The following is a 24,603-nucleotide window of genomic DNA, read 5'->3' as shown; positions in this document are numbered from 1 at the left end:
ATATGTTCATAAAACGAATCATCGCTAAACGTTTAGCGTTCAACTTGAACCAGCTTCAAGTAAGAATGCAACTCACCGTTCTTATACTCAACCGCAGAGTGGATATTAAGGTCAGCGCGAGCCACAACAGCAAACTGGTAGTGGTTCTCACCCTTCAGAATCTCGACGTGTAACAAACCGTCTCTTAACTGCCAATGACCTTGGGTTTCAAATCGGTCAAACAAACGATATTCCGTTAAACTACCATCAAAATGAAAGTGCACCTCAGTAATGTACCCTGCTGGACAACTTTTTACCCAAGTCTGCCCTAAGACATCTTCTTCAACAAAGTTTCTTTTGCTCTCGCACCACTTTAAATAATCGGCACTCTCGCTCAAATCACTATCTAAGTCATGCTTAGCCAGTAACGTCTGGTCTTGTTGTTCGCGACAGTAAAGCTGAAGCAGTGTCTGCTGGTTATTACTCATCAATCGCCATCCCTAGCTAGTCAATCCAATCCAACAAGGCTTAAGCTACCAACTCGTAAGAGACTACGTACAGCTGAGAAATGCCTGGGTAGATATCTTGAATCACATCTTTCAGTACTTGCAGCGTCATATTCTCTTGCTGAGCATGGAACTCACCTAAGTCATCAAACAGAATTGGTTCAACGCTAACAATCTTAAGATTACAGAATACACGTCCCTGCTCTAGCGTTGATACTTCCACAACGCTACCTGGTTGGTAGTCGCGCTCAGATTCATCGCGAATAGTAATTGTCTTCTTGCCAGAAAGGATATCGGCTTCAAAACGTTCGAAGAACGTCATAGTGGTAGGTGCGCTCATTTATTCGGTCGCTTAACATTAAAGAATAGGTAGATGTTTATATACCAGAATGCCTGTTCAAGCGAATAAAAATTAGATGCGGAAGTTCATCTCGTCATTCCCAAGACTGACGAAGGAAGGAGTTGGGAGTCTTTAAAAGTCAAATTAGAAGCAATAAAAAAGGAGAACCGAAGTTCTCCTTTTCTTAAACCTTTAAGCTAACTCTAAATTATAGAGATGCTTTCGCTTTTTCAACTAGAACAGCAAATGCTGCTTTGTCGAATACTGCGATGTCAGCAAGAATCTTACGGTCGATCTCGATAGATGCTTTCTTAAGGCCATTGATGAAACGGCTGTAAGATAGACCATTTTGACGAGATGCCGCGTTGATACGTGCAATCCAAAGTTGACGGAATTGACGTTTCTTGTTGCGACGGTCACGGTAAGCGTATTGACCAGCTTTGGTAACTGCTTGGAAAGCTACGCGGTAAACACGTGAACGTGCTCCGTAGTAACCTTTAGCTTGTTTTAGAACTTTCTTATGACGTGCACGAGCTTGTACACCACGTTTTACGCGAGGCATTATGCTTCTCCTAAACTAAACGAATTTATAAACTAAAAAGAATTAAGCGTATGGCATCATACGTAGAACTTGAGCAACTTCACATTTAGGAAGGATCGAGTTCGGACGAAGCTGACGCTTGTTCTTAGTAGTACGCTTAGTCAGGATGTGACGTTTACCAGCGTGCTTAAACTTAATACCACCAGCAGTTTTCTGGAAACGCTTAGCAGCACCTTTGTTGGTTTTCATCTTAGGCATGATGAATAACTCCGCATTGTTGAGTTGTTAATAACATAGTAATTAGGGCGAATAAAACCCCGCAACCTGAGGCTGCAGGGTTTAATTACTTGCAAAGCCGTTAATTACTTCTTTTTAGGGGCCAACACCATGATCATCTGGCGACCTTCAATTCTCGTTGGGAAAGATTCGACAACTGCAAATTCTTCAGTATCTACTTTCAAACGATTAAGAACGTCAACACCGATTTCTTGGTGAGCCATTTCGCGGCCACGGAAGCGAATTGTTACCTTCACTTTGTTGCCGTCTTCAAGGAAACCAGTCAGGTTGCGTAGTTTTACCTGATAGTCTCCAATATCAGTTCCAGGTCGGAATTTAATTTCCTTGATCTGAACCTGCTTTTGCTTTTTCTTCTGCTCTTTCGCAGCTTTGCTCTTCTCGAAGAGGAACTTACCGTAGTCCATCACACGACAAACTGGCGGCTCGGCGTTAGGGCTGATCTCTACAAGATCCATACCAGCTTCATTTGCAGCTTCCATCGCTTCAGCGATTGTTACTACACCAACAGCTTCGCCGTCTGCGCCAGTTAGACGCACTTCACGAACGCCACGAATGTCACCGTTTAAACGGTGCTGGTTTTGTTTGGCCGGTTGTTGGCCACGTCTTCCGCCTTTAATAGCTATTCCTCCAGATTGAGCTTACGGCTTGAAACCTCGGCTTGGATGTATGAAATAAAGTCATCCACTTTAAATTTGCCAAGGTCCTTACCTTTACGTGTACGTACTGCAATTTCGCCGGCTTCCATTTCTTGGTCACCACACACAAGCATGAACGGTACACGTTTCAAAGTATGTTCGCGGATTTTAAAGCCAATCTTCTCATTTCTCAAGTCTGCTTTGACTCTAAATCCACTTTTTTGCAGTTTTTTCGCAATTTCTTGTACATATTCAGACTGTTTGTCTGTAATGCCCATAACAATTGCTTGTTCTGGCGCCAACCACGTTGGGAAGAAGCCCGCGTATTCTTCAATAAGAATACCGATGAAGCGTTCTAGTGAACCTAAAATCGCGCGGTGAATCATAACTGGCGTGTGACGCTCGTTATCTTCACCTACGTAAGTTGCACCTAAACGTTCTGGTAATGCAAAATCGAGCTGCACTGTACCACATTGCCATGCGCGGTCCAAACAATCATGCAAAGTAAATTCAATCTTAGGTCCGTAGAACGCACCCTCGCCTTCTTGAATCTCGTATGCAATGTCCATTGCCTCTAGCGCTTGCTTAAGGTCAGCCTCTGCACGGTCCCACATTTCGTCTGAACCTACACGCTGTTCTGGACGAGTAGATAGCTTAACAACAATACTTTCGAAGCCGAAAGTTGTGTAAGTATCGTAAACCATTTCAATACAAGCTTTAACTTCTTGTTGAACTTGGTCTTCAGTACAGAATACGTGAGCATCATCTTGAGTGAAGCCACGAACACGCATAATGCCGTGAAGTGCGCCAGACGGCTCGTTACGGTGACATGAGCCGAACTCAGCCATACGTAGCGGTAGATCACGGTAAGATTTCAAACCTTGGTTGAAGATTTGAACGTGACCAGGACAGTTCATTGGTTTGATAGCGTATTCACGGTTCTCTGAAGAAGTAGTAAACATCGCTTCAGCGTACTTATCCCAGTGACCAGAGCGTTCCCAAAGAACACGGTCCATCATTAATGGGCCTTTAACTTCTTGGTAATCGTACTCAGTCAGTTTTTGACGAATAAATACTTCTAGCTCACGGAAGATAGTCCAACCGTTGTGATGCCAGAACACCATGCCTGGTGCTTCTTGCTGCATGTGGAATAGATCTAAGTGCTTACCGATTTTACGGTGATCACGCTTAGCCGCTTCTTCTAGGCGCACTAGGTGAGCCTTAAGCGCTTTCTTATCGTGGAATGCAGTGCCGTAGATACGTTGAAGCATCTTGTTGTCACTGTTACCACGCCAGTAAGCACCCGCTACGTTAAGTAGCGTGAAGTGTTGGCAGAAGCCCATATGTGGAACGTGTGGACCACGACACATATCGATGTATTCTTCATGATGGTACAGGCCTGGACGATCGTCTTTAGAAACATTCTCATCCAAGATTTCGATTTTGTAAGTCTCGCCGCGAGCTTCGAATGCGTCACGCGCTTCCTGCCAGCTAACTTTCTTCTTAACAACCTGATATTTGGTCTTCGCTAGCTCTTTCATGCGCTTTTCAATCTTTTCTAGATCTTCTTGCGTTAGAGAGTGCTCAAGGTCGATATCGTAGTAGAAACCGTTATCGATGGTAGGACCGATCGCCATTTTCGCTTCTGGAAAAAGCTGCTTAATCGCGTGACCTAAAAGGTGAGCACAAGAGTGACGAACGATCTCAAGGCCATCAACTTCATCTTTAGCAGTGATGATTTCTAGGCTTGCATCGTTTTCGATAAGATCACAAGCATCAACACGCTCGCCGTCTACACGACCAGCAATGGTTGCTTTCGCAAGGCCAGGACCGATTGATAGGGCAACATCTAGAGTTGATACAGGGTTGTCAAATTGACGCTGACTACCGTCAGGAAGAGTAATAATTGGCATTATTTGTCCTTTACAGTGGTGTTGCACACCAAGCAACACATGAAAATGTTTAATATATGTTTTTCAACCAACAAGTATGTTGATCGGAGATATATGCATAATAAAGATACCCACATAGAAGCAAATACAGATGCCCCATTTGTGAGTAGCCGAACATTGTAACGAAATTATATGAAATGACAATGACAGAGAGAGCCTCTCGACTCTCCCATAGGCCCAATACATGAGATCTCATCGTGCTAACCAGCGGCTTCCCCTCTCCTTCAAGCCACCTTTAAAATCGAGCTGCCCTAATTTGTTGTTTCGTCTTATTTATTGCACCTTATGTATTCCGACTTAGACCCCACGAATTCGGTATTTAGAACTAAGCTATATAGAAGCAATGGAATGCGGATGAAATGCATATGGGAACACAGACTACTTTTATATCGTTCATACCAACTTTATCGTTAATAGTAGCCGCAGTTATGTATGCTCCCGCGACATCGGCCAACAAAAATTACGGCCCCTTAATCAGCTATACTCAAGCACCATTACAATCAATGCGTCATACCCCAACACTTCGCTCAGGCTTCCCACTCGAAGAGAATAAAATTGAAGTATTTGGCGCCTTAACCGCGGCCAGTATATGGGCCAATTCCCACGACTATCATTTAGACTATTACCAGAACCAACTTCAAACAGGATTGAAATGGCAACTAACGACTGCATGGCAAGTCGAGCTCAATTACCGTTGGCTATATGCTGCCAATAATCATCTCGATAAAATCACCATCAACTATCACGATCTATTTAGCATCGACCAAGCTGGCCGAGATCGTAAGGACAGACACCAATTTGATGTTTACGCGCCAGATCACGGCATCAATATTAGCGACTTCTCTGGCGACACTCTGACAAGTGCTTTCACGCTCTACACTCAATATCAGATCATAAATATAGAAAACCACGGCTTGTCTTTTGGCGTATCTCTGTATCACAACAATGTCAGCCACGGCGCCTTCGAAGGAAGCAGCAACGAGCAAAGCGCTCAATTCAACTATGCATACCAGCTAGGCATCAATACCTTCTATACAAGCTTGGGGGTGGCGAATCAGTCCAGTCGAGAGGTGGAAAATAGCTTTTCACATAAGAAAACGACATGGTCATGGATGGGAGGCTATCAGCTTACGTTATTTGAAAACCATGAATTACACCTAGAGTATCGATGGTATGAAGGTGCAGAAGATGGCGACACAGAGTTTTCAGAAGCCGCGAATGAAATGATGCTTGGCTATCGTTATCTCATGCAACGTTCAGCTATCGAGATATCCATTATCGAGAACATCTTCAACATGGACAACTCAACCGATGTTGCCTTCCAATTGGCCTATCGTCATCAGTGGTAAACACGTTTCAGGTCGACAGAGTAAAATCAAAAAAGCCGAACGTTTGGGTTCGGCTTAGGGAGTCTATGTTGTCTCTATTAATAGAAAAAAGCGACTACTAACAGAAAGGGAACTACGCACTCATGATTCTTGATACAGCGTTGCGGATATCTGAGTCAGCCGCGTTTGCTGGTAAGCTGAATGAAATGTATTGGTCGCCACGGAAGCTCATTGAGCGGTCGATTTCTGCTAGGCAGTGAACCATTGAACCTTCAACGATGAATGACAGCTCGATCTCTTTTTTGTTCATGAAACCGCCACTGCGAAATTCAATCTCTTGATAACAGCCCGAACGAGAAGCAAAGCTGTTGCCTTTTAAGAAACCCTTCTCTACGTCTGCTTTCACCATGGCCATGCCCGATGCCTCAACACCTTGGATGATTTTAGCAACTGTTGGCAGTGGGTGTACGGAGATAAAGTCACGGTCTTTAGGGTCAATCGCGAAGCCAATATCTAGGTTAGTTTCTACCCACACATGGCATTGGTTCATTTGTGCGTTCAAGGCGGTGACTGGCGTTTCGTCATTTAACTTAAGACGGAATGGAACCAGTTTGGTTTCGCCCGGTTGGATAACGAAAGGTTCTACGGCTTGAATACGACCCAATGAAAAGGTTTCGTAGCTGGTGCTGTCTTCTGTTTCTACTTTAACTTCTGTGTTGAGAACCAAGTTGATCAGGTCAATTTGTTGCTCAACGTCGCCGCCAACAATGTGAACATTGCCAGACAACTCTCCACCTTGGAAAACTTCAATATTATCTAAGACGGTATCAACTTTTGCTGCACCGATGCCCAACGAAGCCTTTAATTTCTTAAACATATTATTTCCCTTTCTAATTATCTGATTTACGAATAGTTATTGCGTGACAATTTGCGACACTTACCTCACAGAATCAAGCAATTTGCCCCATCTATGTTGAATAACGTCACATTGCCCGAGGAAATGTTGAAATCGTGAAAAATTCCGTTACTCTATTTGTATAGTCAAATAAGGTTTCATTATGTCGAAAGCGCCGCTCTACCTTCAGATAAAACAGTTCATAGACGACAATATCACCAGTGGTCACTGGCCAGTGGGTTACCAGATAACCACAGAACTCGAACTCACAGAGCAGTTCAATGTGAGTCGAATGACGGTCAATAAAGCCATTCGAGATCTGGTGTCTGAAGGCAAGCTCATTAGGAAACCAAGGCTAGGTACTTTTGTTTGTGAACCAGATGAAAAAGCGCAGTCTCCCCTACTTGATATCAACAACATCGCGCAAGAGATCAAAGATCGAGGCCAAACGTATGCTAGTCAAGTTATCAAGCACAAGAGCATCAAGGCTGATGAAAGCACCGCCACACGGCTAGGTGTGATGATCAATGCCGAAGTATTCTATAGTGAAATCATTCACTTTGCTGACAACACACCGATTCAATTGGAAGCGCGCTGGGTGAACTCTCAAGCCACTCCAAAATATCTAGAGCAAGACTTTTCAACCTCGACACCCAATGAATACCTTTCAAAAAGCTGCCCGTTAAGTGCTATCGAGCACACAGTTGAAGCCATTATTCCAGACTTACAAATCAGAACGTCACTTAAGCTATCTGAATCAGAGCCTTGCCTTCTTTTGAATAGAAGAACATGGAGCAAAGAGCGCCTAATCAGCTTTGCATTGCTCTACCATCCTGGCTCTAAGTACAAATTAAGCTCCAAGATACTTCTAGATTAAAGAACATCATCCTGATCGCCGATCACATTTTTGCAACATCAACTTGATTCGGGTCAGCGTTTAGCCTATTTATTTGTATATACATTTAATGTTTAGCAAAGATCTAGGTGATTATGAATTTGATCCTCAAAAACGCACGAGTGGTCTCCATGAGTTCGGGAGCCGATGGTTATCAGCCTTCTTCCCCTCAAGATATCGTTATCGAAGACGGTAAGATCGTGTCCATATCTTGTTCAAACAAAAGCGCACTTGCTTCTGAATTAGAACAAGTAAGTGTTGATGGTTCTTTGGATTACGCCACCTATGACTGCAAAAACAAGCTAGTAACACCTGGGTTAATTGATTGCCATACTCATCTCGTATTTGCGGGTAATCGCGCCAACGAGTTTGAGCAGCGTTTGAATGGTGTGTCTTACACCGACATCGCCAAGCAAGGCGGTGGCATTCTAGCGACAGTCACTGCAACACGCGCAGCGCAAGAATCCGAACTGGTTGAAATGGCCTTGCCGAGACTTGATGGTCTGCTAAGAAGTGGCGTAACCAGCATCGAAGTAAAATCTGGCTATGGTTTAACACTTGAAGATGAGCTCAAAATGCTGCGTGCAGCCAAAGCGTTAGAGAATCATCGCCGTATTAAGATCACGACCACTCTCCTTGCTGCCCATGCTATTCCACCAGAATATAAAGAGAAACCGGACAGCTATATCGATCTGGTTTGCCAAGAGATCATTCCTAAAGCTGCAGAGCAAGGACTCGCCGATGCAGTTGACGTGTTCTGCGAATCTATCGGCTTCAATCTAGAACAAACCGAACGTGTATTTGCAGCAGCCCAAGAACACGGGCTCGCGATTAAAGGCCACACTGAACAACTTTCGAATATGGGTGGCAGTGCGCTTGCAGCAAAATACAGCGCACTCTCTGTTGACCATGTTGAATACCTTGATGAAATCGGAGTCAAAGCACTGGCGAAATCAGGCACAGTTGCCACTTTACTTCCCGGTGCTTTCTATTTCCTTAAAGAGACTCAACAGCCGCCAGTCGCCCTGCTTCGCGAACACAACATTCCAATGGCGATCGCGACCGACTTAAACCCCGGCACTTCTCCCTTTGCTGATTTAACACTGATGATGAACATGAGCTGCACCCTATTTGGCACAACGCCTGAAGAAGCGCTACGCGGTGTAACTTGTAACGCTGCGGCAGCCATTGGCGACTCACAAATCAAAGGCAAAATCGAAGTTGGTTATGCCGCTGATTTGGCTATCTGGAATATCGAGCACCCTGCAGATCTAAGCTATCAAGTCGGTGTTCCTCATCTGCATAAACGTATTGTTAATGGCGAGGTGTGTCATGACTCAATCTAAGTCCAACAGCATTCAAAAGAACGCAGAAACCGTACATAACTTTGTGTGGACGGGACGCAATGACCTTGAAGATGGCGCACTCGGCACACGCGTACATCACATTACTAAACAAGTGCAAAGTAGTGATTTAAGTAACGAGCTTACTGATGGCGCTATCGCTTTGGTCGGCTTTGCCAGCGATGCAGGCGTTGCAAGAAACAAAGGACGCGTAGGCGCGAAACAAGCCCCCAACCTGATTCGCCAAGCGTTGGCCAATATGGCTTGGCACAGTGACGCTCACATCGCAGACCTTGGTGATATCGAGTGCAATGATGGCCAACTTGAAGTCAGTCAAAAACAGTGTGCTTCTGTGATTGCCAATGCTTTAGCAACCAACAAAGTGATTACCCTTGGCGGTGGTCACGAAGTTGCTTGGGCATCGTTCCAAGGCCTCGCTGAACATTTACATAAAGTGGAAAACCTAGATAAAGCAGAACGTCTTGATAAAGATCAGCCAGAACAGAAACCTAAGATCGGCATCGTTAACTTTGATGCTCACTTTGATCTTCGTGAATTTGAAAGCGACATTGCAGATGTTAAACCCAGTTCAGGTACGCCTTTTAATCAAATCAGCGATTACTGCCACAAACATCAATGGCCATTCCAATACGCTTGCCTTGGCGTGAGTGCCGCTAGTAATACCAAAGCGCTGTTTAATAAAGCTGACCAACTGGGCGTTTGGTATGAACACGACCGCAACATGACCCAAGTTAACCAAGTCGCTCAACTCATTAAGTTGCAAAAATTCATCACTGAGTGTGATTACCTCTATCTCACTATTGATCTTGATGTGTTCCCCGCTGCGACTGCACCGGGCGTAAGTGCACCAGCGGCAAGAGGCGTGAGCTATGAAGCACTCGCTCCTTTTCTAGAACAGATTTTCAAACACAGTGAAAAACTCATTATCGCGGACATTGCGGAATACAACCCGGACTACGACATCGATGGCCAAACAGCTCGGTTGGCGGCACGTTTGTGTTGGGATATAGCCAGTGCAATGGCCAGCGACTAATCCAGCTATACCCGATAACTACAACTACAACTACAACGATATAACGTGAAACAGAAGGAATTCCAAAATGACGGAACACCACAACAGTGACCCTCGTCTCGACACGACTCGCGAAATTCGCGCACCTCATGGCACCACTTTGCGCGCTAAATCTTGGTTAACAGAAGCACCACTGCGTATGCTGATGAACAACCTAGACCCTGATGTGGCAGAACACCCACATGCACTGGTTGTGTATGGTGGTATTGGTCGAGCTGCGCGTGATTGGAAATGTTATGACAAGATTGTTGAAGTATTAGAGCGTTTAGAAGACGCCCAAACGTTACTTGTTCAATCAGGTAAACCTGTGGGCGTGTTCCCGACTCATAAAAACGCACCTCGCGTACTGATCGCGAATTCTAACCTTGTTCCACACTGGGCGAACTGGGAGCACTTCAACGAGCTCGATAAAGAAGGCTTGATGATGTACGGCCAAATGACAGCAGGCAGCTGGATCTACATTGGCTCTCAAGGCATCGTTCAAGGTACTTACGAAACATTTGTTGCAATCGCGAAGAAGCACTTCCAAGGTGAAGCTAACGGCAAGTGGGTTCTAACGGGTGGTCTTGGCGGCATGGGTGGTGCTCAACCTCTCGCTGCAACAATGGCTGGCTTCTCAATGATTGCGGTTGAATGCGATGAATCACGAATCGATTACCGCTTGCGTACTGGCTATGTAGACAAAAAAGCCACCAGCATAGATGAAGCGATGACAATGATTAAAGAATCAGACACGCCAATCTCTGTTGGCCTATTAGGCAACGCTGCTGATGTATTCCCAGAGTTAGTTGAACGCAACATCACGCCTGACGTAGTGACTGACCAAACCTCTGCCCACGATCCACTGAACGGCTACTTACCTCAAGGTTGGACAATGGAAAAAGCGGCTCAAGAACGTTTAGCTGATGAAGCGAAAGTAGTGAAAGCCGCTAAGCAATCTATGGCGATTCAAGTACAAGCCATGCTAGATCTTCAATACCGTGGCGCTGCGACTGTAGATTACGGCAACAACATTCGCCAAATGGCACTTGAAGAAGGCGTGGAAAACGCATTTGATTTCCCAGGTTTCGTTCCTGCTTATATTCGTCCTTTATTCTGTGAAGGCATCGGTCCATTCCGTTGGGCTGCTCTTTCTGGCGATCCAGAGGACATCTACAAAACAGATCAAAAAGTAAAAGAACTGATTCCAGACAACCCACATCTACACAATTGGCTAGACATGGCGCGTGAACGCATTCAGTTCCAAGGTTTACCAGCTCGTATCTGTTGGGTGGGCTTGAAAGACCGTGAACGTTTGGGCCAAGCATTCAATGAAATGGTGAAAAATGGTGAACTGAAAGCACCAGTTGTTATTGGTCGTGACCACCTAGATTCAGGTTCTGTTGCAAGCCCTAACCGCGAAACAGAAGGCATGATGGATGGCTCAGATGCCGTTTCAGATTGGCCTCTATTGAACGCTCTGCTGAATACTGCAGGCGGCGCAACATGGGTTTCTCTCCACCATGGTGGCGGCGTTGGCATGGGCTTCTCACAACACTCAGGTATGGTGATTTGTTGTGACGGCAGTGAAGATGCATCACAGCGTATTGCTCGTGTACTTCACAATGACCCAGCAACTGGCGTTATGCGTCATGCTGATGCGGGTTACGATATTGCCAAGCAGTGTGCTAAAGAGCAGAAGCTTGATTTACCTATGCTAAACGAAGAACTTCGTCGCCTTTAATGTCTGGAGAAAACATGTTGAATTTATTACTTAAACCAGGACTTCTAGGCCTACCTGAACTGCGTAAGATTAGCCGCAGCCCTGTAAATTTATCACTCGATCCAGCAGCAATCCCTGATATTGAAGCGAGCATGCACGTTGTCGAACAAGTGATTGCTGAAGATCGCACAGTGTATGGCATCAACACGGGTTTTGGCTTATTAGCGAATACCAAAATTGCCCCTGAAGATTTAGAAGTACTACAGAAAAGTATCGTACTTTCTCACGCTGCCGGCATCGGTAAATTCATGTCTGATGAAACTGTGCGCTTGATGATGGTACTTAAGATTAACAGCTTGTCTCGTGGTTACTCGGGTATCCGACTCAAGGTTATCAATGCTCTTATCGATCTAGTGAACGCGCAGGTTTACCCATGTGTTCCACAGAAAGGTTCAGTAGGAGCTTCTGGAGATCTCGCTCCCCTTGCACACATGAGTACAGTTCTACTAGGTGAAGGCCAAGCACGTCACAACGGAAAAATCATCACAGGCTTAGAAGCAATGCAAATCGCTGGCTTGGAACCTATCACACTAGCGCCTAAAGAAGGTTTAGCGCTGTTAAACGGCACACAAGCATCAACCGCCTTTGCATTAGAAGGTCTGTTCGCAGCTGAAGACTTGTTTGCGTCTGCAACCGTGTGTGGTGCGATGTCTGTAGAAGCAGCGCTAGGTAGTCGTCGTCCGTTTGACCCTCGTATACACCGCGTTCGTGGTCATCGTGGCCAAATGGATGCAGCACTTGCTTACCGTCACATGCTTGATCAAAAGAGTGAGATTGGTGAATCACATACTTGCTGCGAAAAGGTTCAAGACCCTTACTCGCTGCGTTGTCAGCCTCAAGTGATGGGTGCCTGCTTACAGCAGATTCGCAATTCAGCTGAAATTTTAAATGTTGAAGCGAACTCAGTATCCGACAACCCGCTGGTTTTCGCTGACGATGGTGACATCATTTCAGGTGGTAATTTCCACGCCGAACCCGTCGCAATGGCAGCCGATAACCTGGCACTAGCAATCGCTGAGATAGGCAGCTTGTCAGAACGAAGAATGGCACTGCTAATCGATAGCGCGCTAAGCAAACTTCCACCTTTCTTGGTCGATAACGGCGGCGTGAACTCTGGCTTTATGATTGCTCAGGTTACCTCTGCAGCATTGGCAAGTGAGAACAAAACCTTGGCTCATCCGGCGTCAATAGACAGCCTACCTACTTCTGCCAACCAAGAAGACCACGTATCAATGGCCACCTTTGCCGCGCGTAGGCTTAGATACATGGCTGAAAACACCCGTGGAATATTGGCAGTAGAATATTTAGCAGCAGCACAAGGGCTAGACTTCCGAGCGCCTAATCTATCTTCTCCTCGTGTGGAAGAGGCGAAGCAGATTCTGCGTGAGAAAGTGAGTTTCTACGACAAAGACCGATATTTTGCTCCAGATATTGAGCAAGCTAACCTGTTACTCAAATTATCCGTTCATAACCACTTAATGCCAGAAGGTACTTTGTGCAGTTTCTAGTACTTAAAATACTTTAGTCGACACTAATTAAAGTATCATATAAACAAGGGCTATTAATTGGCCCTTGTTGCATTGAGCCAAAGGCCATATCTCCCTTAAAATCGTCACATACCATCCAACGTATTTATCTAATTGACTGATATATAAGCAAAGTTAACTGGATAGACCATTAGAACGAAGTTAGTTAGCTATAATCCCCCCCAGATTTGATGACTAATAGCGATACTATGTTTCTGACACCTTACTTTTCAACTGAAGACAATCAATTTCAATTCACTCGTGAACAAGCTAGCCACTTTGCTAAAAAAGTAGCCGCTGACTTCAACCCAATTCACGATGAAGACAACAAGCGCTTCTGCGTGCCTGGCGATCTTTTGTTTGCAGTGCTTCTACAAAAAGAAGGCATCAGCCAAAAAATGCGTTTTGATTTTTCTGGTATGGTGGGGAACGGTATTGCGCTTAGCGTTGACAACAAGTGTGAGAAAGAAAGCTCACTGGTTGACGAGAAAGGCAAAGAGTACCTACACATGTCTTGTGAAGGTGAAAAGAGCCACGATCAAGCATTCATCGAACACGTAGTAACAAACTACGTTAAGTTCTCTGGTATGAACTTCCCACACATCATGGTTCCTCTTATGGAAGAGCAACAGATGATGATCAACTGCCAACGCCCTCTTGTGATTTACGAGAGCATGGAAGTTGAATTTACTCGCCTAGACCTATCTCACCCAGAAGTTGAATTCTCAGGTGCGACTTTTGATGTTGAAGGCAAGCGTGGCATCGTGACACTGAACTTTGATTTCAAAGAAGACGGCGAAGTTGTCGGTAAAGGCGTGAAACGCATGGTAGCAAGTGGCCTTAAGCCATACGACCAAGCTTCTGTAGACGACCTAGTAAACCGCTTCAACGAGCGTAAAGAGATGTTTCTAGCTCAGTTCGCAGCTGCCGCTTAATCAGCATCCTTATTTACACATCTCGATGTAAATAAGCTCTAGAACAAGATCAATAAAGCCCAGCTTGATATCCTCAAGCTGGGCTTTTTTATGTAGTGCGTAACTTTCGAGTTAGGACATAGTTATCAAGTTATATTTTCACTGGTTATCTTTTAAACCTTAGTTGTGAAAACGATTTACGTGCAATCAAACCACCAAAAAGAACTAATAACCAATGCCACCCCAGTGAACCACCATTGCCACCACCTGAGCTTTTTGCGTTCTGTGTCCCTTCAGACTTAGATATTTTTATCTCATCGGTATAGGCAAAGTTAGTAATCGTAACTCTGTCGTCCCCACCAGAAACGGAGCCATCTTTCACATATTCAATCATAAAACTATTGTTAGTATCTCTAACCAGCGGTAGGTTCAACGAGCCAGAAAACTCACCAGAGGCACTATCACGTTGTTGGCCATTAATATAAACCGCAACAAAGTCATAATCTGCTTCAGACGATGCATTTAGGTCAAACGAAACCGTACCAGAAGGGATACCTTCAACAATAAGCGCTGTAGATGTACCGTGGCTAATCGACGGTGAGGCCAAAAAATCACCTTCGGTAATCCAAGCTTGCGTGTTGTAGACACCACTGTTAGGTACGTTGACATAAGAGTTCACACTATTATTTACAGATCTTACCCCGATAACAGAAGCCGTTGAAGTAACCGTGCCTACCAATAAGTCAGTATCTACATTAATACCAAATTCATGTTCACCAATTGAATTTAGATTGTAGCTAACCATAACTTCACAGCTTTGCCCTGCAGTTAAGGTGCTACATCCATTGTCTGTTATATCAGTATCATTACCAGAAATTGGATAGACACTGTTTACTTGCATGTTTTGATCAGATTTATTTGTGAATTTAAAGGTATGTGAAATAGGAGCCAATAATTTTGCACCTAGCATTTCAATTTGACGGTAACTAAACCCTGTTTTCTGCTCATCAATCCAATCATCAAAGTGGCTAATATTAGTATAGACACCGTAAGCGTTAGCCTCTGCACATCCTTTACCCCAGCTCACAATACCCAGTTGTTCATAAGTTCCATTAGTCGAGACAACAATTGGACCACCACTGTCACCTTGGCAAGAGTCATAACCGCCATCACTGTATCCCGCACAGAATGCATCACTACCAATAAAGGCATACCCACTGTGAGGGACACTAGTACATTGGTACTGGTTAACTAAGGGAACATTGACTTGATACAGTTCACTCTTCGACGAATATCTATCAGATGCGTCCTGATCACCCCAGCCCATGACCGTTAGCATTTGACCATCATTCAGGTTACCGCGAACATAACCATCAACGAGATTAACCACAGACTCAACTGGCTTTTCTACGAGCTCAATAATGGCGATATCATTGCTTGTCGCTGCAGAGTTGTAATATTCATGTACATAAATATTATCAACAGCGTATCTATGTTGTGCAGCTTGAGAGGCAGAAAGATTTGATACACCAATCACCACATCTAGATCTTCACGACCATTACCTTCCACACAGTGAGCGGCAGTTAATACATATCGCTCACCAATGAAACTCGCACCACAAAACTGACCGTCATAAGCGCTCACGTTCCTTGAGACTAACGCAGCCATAAATGGCCAATTTCCCTCTGTCGCTTCTTTACCGTTTATAATTCGAGCTGAAACATCTGCCAACACCGACGTTGAAGACAGACTCACTGCATAGATACCTAACGACAACCATTTAGCCTGAACCATTTTATTACCTAGCCTTTTATATATTTTAATAATGACGCGCAGGCTATTTTATAAAAACGCAATATGAAACATTAGTTATATTATTTTGTGATGAAGCTCAACTAAATGATAACAGTTCCTATTTATTTACTTAATTGTATTAAAATTTACATCAGATCCAGCGTCTAACCTTTTGTTTATAATCAACATATTCAGCTCCGAATAATTGCTCTAGAGCGCGCTCTTCTGGCTTAATCTGGAACTGATTCATATAAACTACGAATACAAAACTGAATAAAACACTGAACAGGTTTTGGAAGAAATAGCCAAAGCAAAACAGTAGTATGAATAACCCTAGATACATAGGGTTGCGTGTGTAGCCAAAAATGCCACTGTCCACAACTGAAGAAGCGGTTTCAATTTTAATCGGGTTAACGGTGGTTTTCTGTTTTCGAAACTCCCATATACCTGCCAACCCAACTACGCCACTCAAAGCAATTCCGAGCCCTAAAACGATGAACTTGTAAGGTAATAACACCATTCCTGCACTCAGCTGATGAGCACTAAAATAAGATGCGATGAATACCAATATAAACAGAGCAACGGGTGGGAGTTTTAACTCTAGAAATCTCATAGCTTTCCTTATTAACAATTCCATTGTTAGTTTAGAAAAAAGCCCAGCAATTGCTGGGCTAAATAGTTTAAAGAATTTTGGCAAGCGCCTGTAATGGGTGGGCAAGCTTCTCACCCTCAAAACGCTTCACTTGGCTGCGGCAGGAATAACCTGTCACCAAGCAACGATCTTTTGGTAAGTCCTGCATTTGAGGCTTCCAGCTTAAACCGTATATGTCTTTCGACATTTGTAGCTTATCCACTTCGTGGCCAAAAGTACCCGCCATACCACAACAGCCGACAGGAACACTGGTTAACGCAGCACCAAAGTGCTTGAAAATAGTGCCCCACTCTTTTTCTGCGTTCGGCATTTTGGTTTTCTCAGTACAGTGAGCAAACAAGTACCAAACTTCTTCACTTGCAGAGCGCGCTTCAAAATCACCTAACGATGGCAGTAACCATTCATGGACTGTCAGTACATCAAAATCACCACGTTTATCAGCTAAGATCTCGACATATTCATCACGGTAGCAAAGCACTAGTGCAGGGTCGACACCCACTAAAGGAATGCCGATATCAGCCACCATCGACAAGAAATCAGAGGTCGATTTAGCTTCACGAGCAAAACGGCTTAAGAAGCCTTTGATATGCAGTGCTTTACCATTCGGCTTGAATGGCAGTAACACAGGGGTTTTACCAAGCTTTTGAGCCAGAGTAACGAAGTCTTCAACAACTTCTGCATCATAGAAGCTAGTAAACGGGTCTTGAACGATCAACACGTGCTGTTTCTTCTGCTCAGAAGAGAGCCCTTCTAGATATTGAAGATCGAACAGTTGCAGCTCTTCGCTCGCTAGGCGATTTTTAAGTGTAGGCACCGACATCAGTGGTGCATCAACATAACCAACCGTTTTCGCTGTTGCGGTTTGTATCCACTTTTGACCCAAGGCAGCATTAACAACCTTTGGCGCTTTCGCCATTAGCGGCAGCATGGTTTCAATGTTAGCGACTAAGTAGTCTTTTGCAGGACGTTGGTAGCGTGAGTAATAAATGTTTAAGAATCGAGAACGGAAGCTCGGAACATCAACTTTAATCGGACACTGGCTCGCACACGCTTTACATGCGAGACAACCATTCATCGCTTCGTGAACTTCATGAGAAAAATCATATTCATGGCGTTTGTTCATTGTATTGCGAACACGTTCCACCATGGTTTTGACCGGAGTATTGTCCTTCAGCGCTTCTTGCTCTAAATCGAGAATATCGACGCCTTGTTCCGTTAGCTGACGCAACCACTCTCTTACTAAACCTGCACGGCCTTTTGGTGAATGACGACGGTCAGCCGTGACTTTCATCGAAGGGCACATTGGCGAGCTAGTATCGTAGTTGAAGCACAAGCCGTTACCATTACATTCCATGGCTTGTTTGAAGCTGTCACGAACTTGTACGTCGATCTGGCGGTCGTAGAAGCCACGCTTGGTATCGGTGACTTTCACCAATTCAGCGTCGCTTTCTAATGGCGTACAGATCTTGCCTGGGTTCATCTTGTTGTGCGGGTCAAACGCTGCTTTAACACGTCTTAACTCAGTAAACAGCTCTTCACCAAAAAAGTCTGGCCCATATTCAGAACGGAAACCTTTACCGTGTTCACCCCACATCAAGCCGCCGTATTTCGCCACCAGCTTAACCACTTCATCAGAGACTTCGTGCATCAGTGCTTCTTGCATCGGGTCACACAGATCAAGTGCCGGACGAACGTGTAATACGCCCGCATCAACGTGACCAAACATGCCGTAGTTCAGCTCTTTTGAATCGAGCAGCACTCTAAATTCAGAGATGAAGTCCGCCAAGTTTTCCGGTGGAACACAGGTATCTTCAGCAAAAGCGACCGGTTTAGCTCGGCCTTTCGCCGCACCTAATAGACCCACCGCTTTTTTACGCATGTTGTAGATTCGACCTATGCTCGCTAAGTCGCTGCACACTTGGAAGCCAATCACACCCGCTTCTTCGGTTTCTACCATACTTTCAAGCTGTGCAGTTAGCGCTTGAACTTGTTGTTCAACTTCCGCTTCATCTTGACCTGCAAACTCAACCATGTTGATGCCAAGCATCTCTTTATCTGGAACATCCATCAGCAGGTCGCTCACGGTGTGCCAAACGATATCTTGCTTCGCTAGGTTCAATACTCTTGAATCTACCGTTTCTACAGACAACGCTTTCGCTTCTACCATGAACGGAGCATTACGCAGCGCTGAATCAAACGTATTGTATTTCACGTTAACCAATGTCCGCGCTTTTGGAATCTTCGTTAGGTTTAATTTTGCTTCCGTAATGAATGCTAATGAGCCCTCTGCGCCACACAGTACACGTGTAAGATCAAAGCTATCATCTTGTTCGCTAATCGCGTTCTTCAGGTCGTAACCCGTAAGGAAGCGGTTTAACGGAGGGAATTTATTGAGGATCTGAGCACGCTTATCTCGACACACGGCTTCAGTAACGGCAAGTGCATTATGGGCAAACTCACCTTCAGTAGGTAAGCCATGTGATAAATCAGATTCAAGACATGAGCCATCCGCAAACACCGCTTGCAATGACAATACATGATCTGACGTTTTTCCGTACTTCAACGACCCTTGGCCAGACGCATCGGTGTTGATCATACCACCTAAAGTTGCTCGATTACTGGTAGAAAGGTCTGGCGAGAAAAAGTAACCATAGGGGCGTACAGCATCATTTAATTGATCTTTAACGATACCAGACTGAACTCTGACCCAGCCTTCTTTTTCGTTTATCTCAAGAACTTGATTCATGTAACGCGATAGGTCAACCACGACACCTTTTGTTAAAGATTGTCCGTTGGTTCCGGTACCACCGCCACGAGGGGAAAAGGTCACACGCTCGTAAGTGGATTTAGCACCCACTTTACCGATCAACACAACATCGTTTGTTGTCTTGGGAAGGATGACCGCTTGCGGCAACTGTTGATAAACACTGTTATCAGTCGCCACAGCCAAACGGCTAGAATATTGAGATTCAATGTCGCCAGTAAAGCCCGCTGTTTTTAGTTCATCTAAAAAGCGTACGACAACTGGATCGACATCAGCATTGAGTTGAAGTCTTGGTAACATTTGCTTCCTGCCCCTACTTCGCTGATCCTATCAGCATTGGGTTATCTGAGATTTTTAATAATTTTCTTTGAATTTCGTCACTTTACTACTATTAAGATCATATAAAAAGGTGATCAAATCAGAATCTCAGTGCAAGAATGGAGAAATAGTCACTTTCGTCTTAATTCAGTCACAATATACTGAATAACATTTTGTTTAAGACATCTCCATGAGCACATCACAATGAAAAAAAACAAAACAGTCACAACTGAAGATATTCTTCTTAAGCTATGCCAATCAGTCTCAAGCGTACTCACTTCAGCGACGGCTTCTCAGGTGTCCTATTCAGCTATGGTTCAAAAGATCAACAAGACAAGTCTGAAGCCAGACTTTGGTTGTTTCGTCTTATTTGACGGTGGCTTTTCTGGTCTTGTTGTCATCAATTTTACGTCGAAAGCCGCGTTAGAGATCTATACCAACTACATGCGTAATATGGGCATGCCTGAAGACGAACTGGCGGTACTGCATACTTCAGACGAAGTGGGTGATGTATTGGGCGAGCTGATGAACCAACTTGTCGGTGATTTCACCAACAAAATCCGTAAGGAACTGCAAACTAACATCACGCAGAACCAACCGAAAATGCTGGCACTGAATAAACAAGTAAACCTTTCTGTTGATACCAACCTCGATCGTCCACAAGCCCGTCGTGTGACCTTCTCGACTGCAAACAACAACATCTTCTATCTTGAGCTTGCAATGGATAAGACGGAATTCATCCAATTAGAAGAATTTGAAATCACTGAAGACGAGTGCCCAGATAGCATTCTTGAGGCGACTCAGAAGAAAATGCAAGAAACCAACAAGCCAGCACAAAACTCAGGCAATGATTCTGCAGCGGATCTACTCGATGAACTTGGTATCTAGTTTGCGAAAGTACTAGTTAATCCAGAAAATCGGGTCACTATCGCCATCAATACACTTGATGGCGTTTTTGTATTCTTCAAAAGCCGCCTTTACCCTCCTTAATAGCGGATGGCCACACACCGACAAATGACTTTTGACTTTGCTGTTAACCGCCAAAACATGTAAAATGTCGGACTTTTAAAAATTTGCGGTAATGATTAAGTAGTCGATGGATAAGAAAAAAGCCCTAAAGAAAATTGCCAAGTGTCTTGAGCTTGGAAATTCTGCGAACGTCAATGAAGCTGCCAATGCGATAAAAATGGCGCATAACTTGATGCTGAAATATGGTCTCGAAAAAGACGATATTGAATTTATCAAGATGGGAAAGACTCAATCCTCTCACCTGCTACCTGCAAATATCAGTTCTACACTGCTGCGTGTTATTCGCGGTATTAACACCAAGTTTGGCGTAGAGGCGGTGTTATTGAATCACAAAGGCCTTAAACGAGTGGAGTTTATAGGTGAAGCGGATCGCGCTATCTTTGCTGCATTCGCATTCGATATTATTTATCGCGAGCTAAATGAACATACAGGCCAATTCAGAAATAGCTTTGCTGGTTCTGGAACAGGGTCGCTTGAAGTGACACGTCGTGTGAATTCATTTGTCTCTGGTTGGGTTGAAGGCGCACTGGAAAAGCTACCAACCATTACTCCAGACGATGAATCAAACAACAAGATCAATAACTACATCGATAAAGAATTCAAAAATATCGACCGTGAGACCTTCAAGCAACAATTAAGAGAAGCGATGAAAAACCTCACCGCTGATTATGAAGTTGGCTTGAAGAAAGGTCGTAAATTGTCTGTTAATAGACCAGTTGCCGGGGCCCAGGCTGCTAAAAAGATAACAAAATCATAGAGCCGCTTTACATTGCTTCAACGTATTGATAAAACCATTATTAATATTTACAGGACTATGCTTGTCATTCGTTACCCATAGGTTTGACAGAAGTACATGATGGAGAAATACGTTGAAAAAAATCACTTTAGCCCTAGCGCTTACTGTCGCTTTAACGGGGTGTCAGGCAACTCAACGCCAAAATGCGACAACGGGTGAATCTGAGACGAACTCTGCAACTCAAGGTGCTCTAATTGGTGCTATCGCTGGTGCAGTAGCTGGTGTTGCAACAGGTGACGACTCTAAAGATCGCCGCAAGCGTGCATTGATCGGCGCTGCAGGTGGCGCGGCTGTCGGTGGTGGTATTGGTTACTACTTCGACCAACAAGAAGCTGCACTTCGTGAAGAGCTCATGAACTCTGGCGTTCAAGTGGAACGTGTTGGTGAGAACCAACTCCTGCTTCGCCTAGAAAATGGGATCGGTTTTGATTCGGGCTCTTACGCTTTAGAATCAAGCATTCACAACACACTACGCGGTGTTGCTCGTATCTTAGTTGAATACCCTGACACAAGCCTCGTGATCGACGGCCATACAGACAGCACTGGCAGTGAATCAACTAACCAAATTCTTTCTGAGCGTCGTGCTGAATCGGTTCGCGCATTCTTGATTTCTCAAGATGTCGCTGCAGGCCGTGCCATCGCTCGTGGTAACGGCGAACGTTACCCTCTATGTGACAACAACACGTCTCAAGGTCGTGCTTGTAACCGTCGCGTAGAAATTCAAATCTTGCCGCTTAAGTAGCACGATTAAAGCCCAGTAACCTTTATCTATTGAATTAACCACTATATAGTTGCTTGTCAGTCGTATGGTTTATTTTAAGCGTTGCGACTTAACACTCAGCCACATAGCGTATTCATACTGATACATCAGCACTGGGCTTTTTTACGAGACTTATCTTTTGCTTATCTTATCCAACTTCTGGTCATCGTCACTTCTTAGAACTTTATTTCTAGCCCTAACACTGATCGCCCCAAATTTAGCTCATGCTCAACTCTCATTGAACTCACAACCTCAAGACCCAGCTTCTCAGTATCAATTAGCTCAAGCGTATGAGCTGGGAATTAATGTGCCTCAAAATATCGACGACGCATTCTATTGGTACTCGCAATCAGCGGACAATGGCAATCCAGATGCACAATTTAGACTTGGCGAATGGTACTTGGCAGGAACAAGAATAGAGCAAGATAGCAAGCTCGCTTTAGAATGGTTCATCAAAGCGGCACTGCAAGGCAACAAGCGTGCCCCCTTTGAGGCGGCTAAGATCTATGAGTCCTCAGTTGATGAAGATCTCCTTCAGCCATTAGATGCCGCACAGCTATGGTATGAAGCTGCTTTGAAAGACAATTCTGACGCAGAAGAGGGCTACAATCGCATTCTAGAAGAACAATTTAATCAACAACGTGCAAAGCAGATCTCTTCAATTGAGCAGCTTAATGACAACGTCAATGCTGAAGCTAGCACAGTTCAGTCCTCTAAAAAGGCGGCTATCCGTTCTAACCTAACGCATTCGGACTATCTGATTGGTGTAGCCTTGGCCCTGTTGATTTCAATTGCCAGTATCATCATGACGCTGGTCATATCTAAAAAAAGACTGACTTTGAAATCGGGTGAATTGGGTCAGCAAAAACAGACACTTGAAGCACAGATTAGCTCGAAAGATTTGACCATTAAGCAACAAAAGCGTCAGCTTCAAACCATTTACAACGAATTAAAAAAACAAAAAAACAGCAAAGGTCTGAATAACTTGCAGGTAGCCTGCGCGTTATTCGGGTACACGCCAAGCTCGATTCCTGATCAAAAAAATATCAAAACCCGATACAAGCAGCTCTCTAAGATCTATCATCCGGATGGTCATGGATGTGACGAAGAAATGAAACGTTTGAACAATGCGCTAAAAACCATCTTACAAAATGTTACAAAACCGTAAACAACCACACACCTTTGGCTTTCCAATTCGCAAATATATCGATTTTATTAGTGTTGCAATCGATCCCCTTCTCAAAAACAGGTAACAAACTATTAACTAATGGGGCTTACTTATGTCATAATTTGCGCCGAAAATACACCTGACGTATACAGGTGAGGAGAAAATATGTTCACAGTAGAAGGCGTTTGTGATTGGTGCAAAAAGCCAAGCCTAGTTAAAAAGCACGATTACCTAGATGGTAAGTGTCATCATGCATGTAAAGAGTGCAATGACATTGCAACCATTGATGTTCGCCAGTTCAATATTGGTGAAATGGAGATGAGAACAAAACTCTCCCAAGCCACATTAAGATAAGCAACAACATTGAAATATAAGAAAGCGCCTAAGGCGCTTTTTTTGTATCTGGGATTTGTCTTCTTATCTTCTACACAGGTATATACAGTACTTTTCTGTAAAAACCACTGTATACATCTGTATAGAAATCACATTTTTTCAATTTCTGAGACAAAATAGAAAATTCATTCAAATTTAATTTACCTATTATTTTCAACAACTTAAATTAAAACCACCTATATTACCAATAGGAATCGTCCAATAATCCCGCAAAAAATGCTTGATCTTATAAGCAACTAAAACTACTGTATACACATACAGCATGTATATAAGGACAGCAAAATGATTCAAGCACACGTTAAAGCCCAACACTCTAGCCCGCTAGTTCACTGCGTATTTACATCAGTTTCTCGTAAAAGCAAAAATTCAAACGAGGAAGCGTTGTTCGCTAGAATGGCGTTGCTGTCCAATCAACATCAGTGGTTACTGTTTACGGCTCAAACACCGAGACCATCCGCTAAGCAGTTGAAGCAACATAATGTTTGCTGTGACCGCGTTATTCATATGAAAGCCTCTCACCAAATGACTGAAGTAGAAACAGTCGAGAAAGCTATTCGCTCTAAGAATGCGAGCGCAATCGTTGCAAGTGCTTCTATCGACTCATTCAGCCAACAGTATCTAAGAATGTTAGGACAACGCTTTCAATGCGAAGTGTTCTTCATCGATGACAATTCAGAACGCATTCACTAAGCCACCTCGCTTAACAATTTAGCTAACAAACATAGCTCGATAACATAGCTCCAAAACACAGCCAATAGACTGCCTTCCCCTGCCCTACAATTCGCCAATTGTTAAGCGGGTCGTTAGGCGGGGGGTTTTTATTTGATTAATAGATTTAGCAATCGATTGCTTTTTCTCTGGAAGCAAAGACTAGATTGGGTATAATGCCCGTCTAATCATGTGCACACCGCACTTCTCTGTA

General features: G+C 44.1%; 23 protein-coding genes. 13 read left to right on the top strand and 10 right to left on the bottom strand.

Annotated features, from left to right (window positions below; translation table 11 throughout):
- Positions 1-32 precede the first annotated feature (32 nt).
- The 6 genes from IQO02_RS12080 to thrS form a co-directional block, all read right to left on the bottom strand.
- Positions 33-467, bottom strand: a complete 435-nt coding sequence (locus IQO02_RS12080) for a hypothetical protein (protein WP_010438294.1) — start codon at positions 465-467, stop codon at positions 33-35.
- A gap of 40 nt (positions 468-507) precedes the next feature.
- On the bottom strand, positions 508-825 hold the full coding sequence (yqfB, locus tag IQO02_RS12075; protein ID WP_016787141.1) for a N(4)-acetylcytidine aminohydrolase: 318 nt from the start codon (positions 823-825) through the stop codon (positions 508-510).
- Between the two features lie 208 nt (positions 826-1,033).
- Entirely contained in the window at positions 1,034-1,387 is a 354-nt protein-coding gene (gene rplT, locus IQO02_RS12070) for a 50S ribosomal protein L20 (RefSeq protein WP_004733517.1), read from the bottom strand.
- A 42-nt stretch (positions 1,388-1,429) separates the two neighbouring features.
- Positions 1,430-1,624 (bottom strand): 50S ribosomal protein L35, encoded by a 195-nt coding sequence (gene rpmI, locus IQO02_RS12065; RefSeq protein ID WP_004738430.1) that lies wholly within the window; start codon positions 1,622-1,624, stop codon positions 1,430-1,432.
- A 104-nt stretch (positions 1,625-1,728) separates the two neighbouring features.
- The gene (gene infC, locus IQO02_RS12060) at positions 1,729-2,280 is read right to left on the bottom strand and encodes a translation initiation factor IF-3 (RefSeq protein WP_077680304.1); all 552 of its coding nucleotides are present in this window, start codon (positions 2,278-2,280) and stop codon (positions 1,729-1,731) included.
- Between the two features lie 2 nt (positions 2,281-2,282).
- Positions 2,283-4,211: a threonine--tRNA ligase gene (thrS, locus tag IQO02_RS12055; RefSeq protein ID WP_010438276.1), complete on the bottom strand. Its 1,929-nt coding sequence runs from the start codon at positions 4,209-4,211 to the stop codon at positions 2,283-2,285.
- A 404-nt stretch (positions 4,212-4,615) separates the two neighbouring features.
- On the opposite strand from thrS, the gene IQO02_RS12050 reads away from it, so the two are divergent.
- A complete protein-coding gene (locus IQO02_RS12050; RefSeq protein ID WP_102282752.1) occupies positions 4,616-5,599 on the top strand; it encodes a DUF3187 family protein in 984 nt (327 codons plus the stop codon).
- A gap of 112 nt (positions 5,600-5,711) precedes the next feature.
- On the opposite strand, the gene IQO02_RS12045 is transcribed toward IQO02_RS12050, so the two are convergent.
- Positions 5,712-6,455: a sporulation protein gene (locus IQO02_RS12045; protein WP_010438271.1), complete on the bottom strand. Its 744-nt coding sequence runs from the start codon at positions 6,453-6,455 to the stop codon at positions 5,712-5,714.
- A 181-nt stretch (positions 6,456-6,636) separates the two neighbouring features.
- Here IQO02_RS12045 and hutC point away from each other — a divergent pair, with 181 nt between their 5' ends.
- The 6 genes from hutC (at position 6,637) to IQO02_RS12015 (ending at position 14,027) form a co-directional block, all read left to right on the top strand.
- Complete coding sequence (hutC, locus tag IQO02_RS12040; RefSeq protein ID WP_010438267.1) at positions 6,637-7,350, top strand: histidine utilization repressor; 714 nt, start codon at positions 6,637-6,639, stop codon at positions 7,348-7,350.
- Positions 7,351-7,463: 113 nt separating this feature from the next.
- Positions 7,464-8,714: an imidazolonepropionase gene (hutI, locus tag IQO02_RS12035; RefSeq protein ID WP_010438264.1), complete on the top strand. Its 1,251-nt coding sequence runs from the start codon at positions 7,464-7,466 to the stop codon at positions 8,712-8,714.
- A complete protein-coding gene (gene hutG / locus IQO02_RS12030; RefSeq protein ID WP_010438261.1) occupies positions 8,701-9,765 on the top strand; it encodes a formimidoylglutamase in 1,065 nt (354 codons plus the stop codon). The genes hutI and hutG overlap by 14 nt, the downstream gene beginning before the upstream one ends.
- Positions 9,766-9,832: 67 nt before the next feature.
- On the top strand, positions 9,833-11,527 hold the full coding sequence (gene hutU, locus IQO02_RS12025) for a urocanate hydratase (RefSeq protein ID WP_010438259.1): 1,695 nt from the start codon (positions 9,833-9,835) through the stop codon (positions 11,525-11,527).
- A 14-nt stretch (positions 11,528-11,541) separates the two neighbouring features.
- Positions 11,542-13,074 carry a histidine ammonia-lyase gene (gene hutH / locus IQO02_RS12020; RefSeq protein ID WP_010438256.1) on the top strand — a complete coding sequence of 511 codons (1,533 nt, stop codon included), beginning with the start codon at positions 11,542-11,544 and terminating at the stop codon, positions 13,072-13,074.
- 227 nt (positions 13,075-13,301) lie between these two features.
- Positions 13,302-14,027 carry a DUF3581 domain-containing protein gene (locus tag IQO02_RS12015; RefSeq protein WP_010438254.1) on the top strand — a complete coding sequence of 242 codons (726 nt, stop codon included), beginning with the start codon at positions 13,302-13,304 and terminating at the stop codon, positions 14,025-14,027.
- Between the two features lie 145 nt (positions 14,028-14,172).
- On the opposite strand, the gene IQO02_RS12010 is transcribed toward IQO02_RS12015, so the two are convergent.
- The 3 genes from IQO02_RS12010 to IQO02_RS12000 form a co-directional block, all read right to left on the bottom strand.
- Complete coding sequence (locus IQO02_RS12010) at positions 14,173-15,801, bottom strand: trypsin-like serine protease (protein ID WP_102282749.1); 1,629 nt, start codon at positions 15,799-15,801, stop codon at positions 14,173-14,175.
- A 151-nt stretch (positions 15,802-15,952) separates the two neighbouring features.
- Positions 15,953-16,414, bottom strand: coding sequence for a methyltransferase family protein (locus IQO02_RS12005; RefSeq protein ID WP_016768273.1), 462 nt, complete (start codon positions 16,412-16,414; stop codon positions 15,953-15,955).
- A 67-nt stretch (positions 16,415-16,481) separates the two neighbouring features.
- Complete coding sequence (locus tag IQO02_RS12000) at positions 16,482-19,517, bottom strand: FAD-binding and (Fe-S)-binding domain-containing protein (protein ID WP_102282748.1); 3,036 nt, start codon at positions 19,515-19,517, stop codon at positions 16,482-16,484.
- Between the two features lie 222 nt (positions 19,518-19,739).
- On the opposite strand from IQO02_RS12000, the gene IQO02_RS11995 reads away from it, so the two are divergent.
- From IQO02_RS11995 to IQO02_RS11970, 6 genes are all read left to right on the top strand, one after another.
- Positions 19,740-20,423, top strand: a complete 684-nt coding sequence (locus IQO02_RS11995) for a DUF3334 family protein (RefSeq protein WP_010438244.1) — start codon at positions 19,740-19,742, stop codon at positions 20,421-20,423.
- A gap of 208 nt (positions 20,424-20,631) precedes the next feature.
- Complete coding sequence (locus IQO02_RS11990) at positions 20,632-21,321, top strand: DUF2786 domain-containing protein (protein ID WP_010438241.1); 690 nt, start codon at positions 20,632-20,634, stop codon at positions 21,319-21,321.
- A 112-nt stretch (positions 21,322-21,433) separates the two neighbouring features.
- On the top strand, positions 21,434-22,102 hold the full coding sequence (locus IQO02_RS11985; RefSeq protein ID WP_010438238.1) for an OmpA family protein: 669 nt from the start codon (positions 21,434-21,436) through the stop codon (positions 22,100-22,102).
- 157 nt (positions 22,103-22,259) lie between these two features.
- Positions 22,260-23,288, top strand: a complete 1,029-nt coding sequence (locus IQO02_RS11980) for a J domain-containing protein (protein WP_016797509.1) — start codon at positions 22,260-22,262, stop codon at positions 23,286-23,288.
- Positions 23,289-23,453: 165 nt separating this feature from the next.
- On the top strand, positions 23,454-23,642 hold the full coding sequence (locus IQO02_RS11975) for a hypothetical protein (RefSeq protein WP_010438232.1): 189 nt from the start codon (positions 23,454-23,456) through the stop codon (positions 23,640-23,642).
- A 321-nt stretch (positions 23,643-23,963) separates the two neighbouring features.
- The gene (locus tag IQO02_RS11970; RefSeq protein ID WP_010438229.1) at positions 23,964-24,371 is read left to right on the top strand and encodes a SulA-like leucine-rich domain-containing protein; all 408 of its coding nucleotides are present in this window, start codon (positions 23,964-23,966) and stop codon (positions 24,369-24,371) included.
- Positions 24,372-24,603 lie beyond the last annotated feature (232 nt).

The organism is Vibrio sp. OPT24, assembly GCF_015163545.1.
Taxonomy (GTDB): domain Bacteria; phylum Pseudomonadota; class Gammaproteobacteria; order Enterobacterales; family Vibrionaceae; genus Vibrio; species Vibrio cyclitrophicus.
Note: the sequence above shows the minus strand (reverse complement) of the source record. Positions and strands in the feature narration are given on the sequence as shown.

Excerpts from the sequence above, each read along its gene's own strand:
- IQO02_RS11990 (WP_010438241.1), top strand. The coding sequence starts at position 20,632 with ATGGATAAGAAAAAAGCCCTAAAGAAAATTGCCAAGTGTCTTGAGCTT.
- rplT (WP_004733517.1), bottom strand. The coding sequence starts at position 1,387 with ATGCCTCGCGTAAAACGTGGTGTACAAGCTCGTGCACGTCATAAGAAA.
- IQO02_RS12015 (WP_010438254.1), top strand. The coding sequence starts at position 13,302 with ATGTTTCTGACACCTTACTTTTCAACTGAAGACAATCAATTTCAATTC.
- rpmI (WP_004738430.1), bottom strand. The coding sequence starts at position 1,624 with ATGCCTAAGATGAAAACCAACAAAGGTGCTGCTAAGCGTTTCCAGAAA.
- hutG (WP_010438261.1), top strand. The coding sequence starts at position 8,701 with ATGACTCAATCTAAGTCCAACAGCATTCAAAAGAACGCAGAAACCGTA.
- IQO02_RS12000 (WP_102282748.1), bottom strand. The coding sequence starts at position 19,517 with ATGTTACCAAGACTTCAACTCAATGCTGATGTCGATCCAGTTGTCGTA.
- IQO02_RS12080 (WP_010438294.1), bottom strand. The coding sequence starts at position 467 with ATGAGTAATAACCAGCAGACACTGCTTCAGCTTTACTGTCGCGAACAA.
- IQO02_RS12005 (WP_016768273.1), bottom strand. The coding sequence starts at position 16,414 with ATGAGATTTCTAGAGTTAAAACTCCCACCCGTTGCTCTGTTTATATTG.
- hutC (WP_010438267.1), top strand. The coding sequence starts at position 6,637 with ATGTCGAAAGCGCCGCTCTACCTTCAGATAAAACAGTTCATAGACGAC.
- IQO02_RS12045 (WP_010438271.1), bottom strand. The coding sequence starts at position 6,455 with ATGTTTAAGAAATTAAAGGCTTCGTTGGGCATCGGTGCAGCAAAAGTT.
- IQO02_RS11975 (WP_010438232.1), top strand. The coding sequence starts at position 23,454 with ATGTTCACAGTAGAAGGCGTTTGTGATTGGTGCAAAAAGCCAAGCCTA.
- IQO02_RS12050 (WP_102282752.1), top strand. The coding sequence starts at position 4,616 with ATGGGAACACAGACTACTTTTATATCGTTCATACCAACTTTATCGTTA.
- hutU (WP_010438259.1), top strand. The coding sequence starts at position 9,833 with ATGACGGAACACCACAACAGTGACCCTCGTCTCGACACGACTCGCGAA.
- thrS (WP_010438276.1), bottom strand. The coding sequence starts at position 4,211 with ATGCCAATTATTACTCTTCCTGACGGTAGTCAGCGTCAATTTGACAAC.
- IQO02_RS11970 (WP_010438229.1), top strand. The coding sequence starts at position 23,964 with ATGATTCAAGCACACGTTAAAGCCCAACACTCTAGCCCGCTAGTTCAC.
- hutI (WP_010438264.1), top strand. The coding sequence starts at position 7,464 with ATGAATTTGATCCTCAAAAACGCACGAGTGGTCTCCATGAGTTCGGGA.
- hutH (WP_010438256.1), top strand. The coding sequence starts at position 11,542 with ATGTTGAATTTATTACTTAAACCAGGACTTCTAGGCCTACCTGAACTG.
- IQO02_RS11995 (WP_010438244.1), top strand. The coding sequence starts at position 19,740 with ATGAAAAAAAACAAAACAGTCACAACTGAAGATATTCTTCTTAAGCTA.
- IQO02_RS12010 (WP_102282749.1), bottom strand. The coding sequence starts at position 15,801 with ATGGTTCAGGCTAAATGGTTGTCGTTAGGTATCTATGCAGTGAGTCTG.
- yqfB (WP_016787141.1), bottom strand. The coding sequence starts at position 825 with ATGAGCGCACCTACCACTATGACGTTCTTCGAACGTTTTGAAGCCGAT.